This is a genomic window from Roseisolibacter sp. H3M3-2, assembly GCF_029211165.1.
Lineage (GTDB): Bacteria > Gemmatimonadota > Gemmatimonadetes > Gemmatimonadales > Gemmatimonadaceae > Roseisolibacter.
The window spans coordinates 1-3,852 of the sequence record NZ_JARGEK010000415.1; the positions used below are offsets into that span (position 1 = coordinate 1).

At 75.0% G+C, this 3,852-nt stretch carries 4 protein-coding genes; all 4 read right to left on the reverse strand.

Annotated elements, in window-relative coordinates; translation table 11 throughout:
* Positions 1–156: 156 nt before the first annotated feature.
* Entirely contained in the window at positions 157–1,362 is a 1,206-nt protein-coding gene (locus tag PYV61_RS22140; RefSeq protein WP_275835761.1) for a pyridoxal phosphate-dependent aminotransferase, read from the reverse strand.
* 8 nt (positions 1,363–1,370) lie between these two features.
* Positions 1,371–2,159 carry an SDR family oxidoreductase gene (locus PYV61_RS22145; protein ID WP_275835763.1) on the reverse strand — a complete coding sequence of 263 codons (789 nt, stop codon included), beginning with the start codon at positions 2,157–2,159 and terminating at the stop codon, positions 1,371–1,373.
* Position 2,160: 1 nt separating this feature from the next.
* A complete protein-coding gene (locus tag PYV61_RS22150) occupies positions 2,161–2,538 on the reverse strand; it encodes a cupin domain-containing protein (protein ID WP_275835765.1) in 378 nt (125 codons plus the stop codon).
* Between the two features lie 246 nt (positions 2,539–2,784).
* The gene (locus tag PYV61_RS22155; protein ID WP_275835767.1) at positions 2,785–3,801 is read right to left on the reverse strand and encodes a serine hydrolase; all 1,017 of its coding nucleotides are present in this window, start codon (positions 3,799–3,801) and stop codon (positions 2,785–2,787) included.
* Positions 3,802–3,852: the final 51 nt, after the last annotated feature.

Consider the following 3,852-nt stretch of genomic DNA (forward strand, 5'->3'; position numbering starts at 1 on the left):
AGCCCCCGTCGCGTCACGGGCCGAGCGCCGGGCGCCGAGCGCCGAGTGAGATAGTCCGCTCGGCGCTCGGCGCCCGGCGCTCGGGTAGGCCGGCGGAGGCGGCTCCCCGGCGGAGACGCCGCCCGCCCTCCGAGGAGCGCGCTCGACGCTCGACGCTCATCGCTCGACGCTCAACCCGGCGACTGCCTCCGCCACGCGCGCGACGGCGCGCTCCAGATCCGCCTCCGCGCTCGCGAAGGAGAAGCGCAGCCGGCCCTCGCCGCGGGCGCCGAAGGCGCGGCCGTCGATGGCGGCGACGCCGTGGTCCTCCAGCAGGCGGTGCGCGAGCTCGCGCGAGGTGAGGCCGCGGGGCGCCAGCGCCTCGGAGAAGTCGGGGAAGACGTAGAATGCGCCGGCCGGGGTGGGGCAGCGCACGCCGGGGATCGCGTTCAGCCCGGCCACCAGCAGGTCGCGGCGGGCGCGGTAGGCGGCGCGCTGCGACGCCACGAGGTCCTGCGGCCCCGTGAGCGCGGCGACGCCGGCGCGCTGGATGAACGGCGGCACGCAGGTGTGGCCGTTGATCGCCAGCGTGGTCAGCGGCTCCAGCCACGGGCGCGGGGCGACGAGGTAGCCGAGCCGGTACCCGGTCATCGCGTACGTCTTGGAGAAGCCGTCGACGAGGAGCGTGCGGTCGCGCGCGCCGTCGAACGCGGCCGGCGACGGCGCGCGGTCGCCCTCGTAGACGAGCCGCGAGTAGATGTCGTCGGTGACCACCACCAGCCCGTGCCGCTCGGCGAGCGCCGCCACGCGCGCGGTCGCCGCGGCGTCGAGCGCGCCGCCGGTGGGGTTGTTGGGGGAGTTGAGCACGACCACGCGCGTGCGCGGCCCGATCCGCGCCTCCAGGTCGTCGACGTCGGGGGCGTTGTGCGCGTCGACGCCGTAGCCCACCGGGACGCCGCCGCAGAAGCGCGCCATCGACGGGTAGATCGGGAAGCCCGGGTCGGGGACCAGCACCTCGTCCCCCGCGCCGACCGCCGCGAGCATGGCGTAGAACACCGCCGTCTTGGCGCTCGGCGTGACGAGCACCTGGTCGGCGTCGGCCTCGACGCCGCGCGAGCGCACGTCGGCCGCGATCGCCTCGCGCAGCGCCGGGATTCCGGCCGGCGCGACGTAGCGCGCGTCCCCCTCGCGCAGCGCGCGTACGGCCTCGTCGACCACGTGCGGCGCCGCGTCGACGTCGGGCGCGCCGAGCTCGAGGTGCACGATCGTGCGCCCCTCGCGCTTCAGCGCGGTGGCGCGGCGGAAGACGTCGAGCGCCCCCTCGCCCGAGAGGCGGGCGAGGCGGTCGGCGAGCGCGGGGGCGGCCGTGGTGGCGTCCAGCATGGGGCGGGTCAGAGGAGGCCGCGGATCCACCCGCCGTCGACGGCGAGGTTCTGGCCGGTGATGTAGCTGGCGCGCGCGGAGGCGAGGAAGGCGACCGCCGCCGCGAACTCGTCGGGCTCGCCCAGGCGGGCCATCGGGATCTGCCCCTCCCACACCGAGCGCTCGGCGTCGGCGGAGGTCCCGCGCAGCTGCGCGTTGCGCGCCGCCAGCTCGTCGACGCGCTGCGTGCGCGTGTAGCCGGGAAGCACGCTGTTGACGGTGACGCCGAACGGCGCGACCTCGTTGGCGAGCGTGCGGGCGAAGCCGGTGACGGCGGCGCGCACGCTGTTCGACAGGATCAGGTTGTCCACCGGCTGCTTGACGGCGATCGACGTCACGTTGACGATGCGCCCCCAGCGCCGCTCCTTCATCCCGGGGAGCACGGCGCGCACGAGGTTGACGACGCTGTCGAGGTTCTGCCGCACCGCCTGGTGCCACGCCTCGGCGGAGTGGCTCTCGAACGGCCCGGCCGGCGGGCCGCCGGTGTTGGTGACCAGCACGTCGACGGCGCCGAACTCGTCGAGCGCCGCGCGGGTGACGCGCGCGACCTCCGCGGGCTCGCTGAGGTCGGCCGCCAGCGCGAGCACGCGCGTCCCGGCGGCGCGCACCGCGGCGGCGGCTTCCTCCAGCGCCTCGGCGCCGCGCGCGCACATGACGAGGTGCGCCCCCTCGCGCGCCAGCTCCTCGGCGACCGCGCGCCCGAGGCCGCGGCTCGACGCCGCGACCAGCGCGACCTTCCCGCCCAGTCCGAGGTCCATGCTACTTGCGGTGGAAGTAGGTGTCGGTGCCGTCGAGCCAGTCCTGGCGCGGCGGGGAGAAGACGTCGACGTCCAGCGTGTCCTCGAGCGCGCGCGCCTCGTGCGGGACGTTGGACGGGATGAACAGCACCTCGCCGGCGCGCACGATCACCTCCTCCGAGCGGTCGGCGCCGATCCAGAAGTGCAGCGCGCCCTCGAGGATGTACGTCAGCTGCTCGTTCTCGTGCTGGTGCTGCGGGACGAGGCTCCCCTTCTCGAGGTAGACGTGCGCCAGCATCATGCGGTCGCCCGTGACGAGGCGCCGGGAGATCTGGTCGGTCACGCGCTCCTTCGGCATGTCGTCCCAGCGGTAGAAGCGGACGCCGGTCTGGCTCTGCATGGTGGCGGGGCTCGGGGTTCGTCGTGGGGGACGGGGAATGCTAATCCGCTGCGCGGCTGCGCGGCTGCGCACCCGGCCCTCCGGGCACGCGGTCTCGGAGTTCACGGGTCAAGCATCAGGGAATCGGATCAGGTCCGATTCCGACGGATCCGGCGCATGGGCGTACGGAGCCACACGGAGCGATCCGACGTACCCGAGTGAAATCTGCCGGATCCGATTCCCCTGCCGTCGGGGAGCCCGACGACGTCAGCCGCCGGCCGCGACGACGATGCGGTCGAGCAGCCCGTGCACCGCGTCGAGGTGCGTCCGGTCGCGCTCCAGCGCGTCGGGGTCCGACGTCGCGACGACGACCAGCGACAGGTCCGGCACCACGAACACGAACTGCCCGCCGTAGCCCCAGGCGAAGTGCACCGGGTGCGTCCCCGCCGCACCCGCCGCGTCGCGCCGCCACCAGCCATAGCCGTACGAGTGCCCGCTGAACCCCGACACGGTGCGCGGCGTCCACGACGAGTCGACCCAGGCCTGCGGGAGGAGGCGCCGCCCGGCGGCCGGCGTCCCCGGCGGCGCCACCCCGCCGTGCAGGTAGAGCGCGCCGAAGCGCAGCGCCTCGCGCGGGGTCATGCGCATCTCGTTGCCGCCGAAGTGGATGCCGCGCGGGTCGGTGGGCCACGGCCGCGGCACGATGCCGAGCGGGCGGGCCAGCGTGCGCGCGTAGTAGCGGTCGAGCGGCTCGCCGGCGCGCCGCACCAGGATCGCCGCCAGCAGGTGCGTGCTCCCCGTGCTGTAGATCATCGGCCCGCCGGCGTGCCCTGGCGGCGCGACGAGCGGGCGGGTCAGGGCGTAGCGCACCCAGTCGCGGCTCGACACCCAGGCGCCGTAGTTCCGGATGCTCGTGCTCTGGAGCCCCGCACGCATCGACAGCAGGTCCTCGAGCGTGATCGAGCGCTTGGCCGAGTCGAGGAGGCGCGCGTCGGCCGGCGCCAGCAGCGTCGCGATGGGCGCGGACACGCCGGGGAGCGTCCCGTCGGCCAGCGCCGCGCCGACCAGCGCCGACACCACGCTCTTCGAGGCGCTCTTGAGGTTCGCCGGGCGGGCGGCGGTCGCGCCGCCGAAGTAGCGCTCGGCGACCAGCGTGTCGCGCCACTGCACGAGCAGGCTGCGCAGCTTGGGGAGGCGGGCCGCCTCGGCGTACGCCTCGGCCAGCCGCGCCGTGTCGAGCGCCGCCGCGCGCGAAGTCGGAGGCCAAGCGGTCTTAGGAAACAAATCGTGGTCTCAACTCCTTGGCTCACAGAACGACATGGCTACGATCCGACT

Bases quoted from the DNA above. Each gene is read 5' to 3' on its own strand.
- PYV61_RS22140 (WP_275835761.1), bottom strand. From the start codon at position 1,362: ATGCTGGACGCCACCACGGCCGCCCCCGCGCTCGCCGACCGCCTCGCC.
- PYV61_RS22145 (WP_275835763.1), bottom strand. From the start codon at position 2,159: ATGGACCTCGGACTGGGCGGGAAGGTCGCGCTGGTCGCGGCGTCGAGC.
- PYV61_RS22150 (WP_275835765.1), bottom strand. From the start codon at position 2,538: ATGCAGAGCCAGACCGGCGTCCGCTTCTACCGCTGGGACGACATGCCG.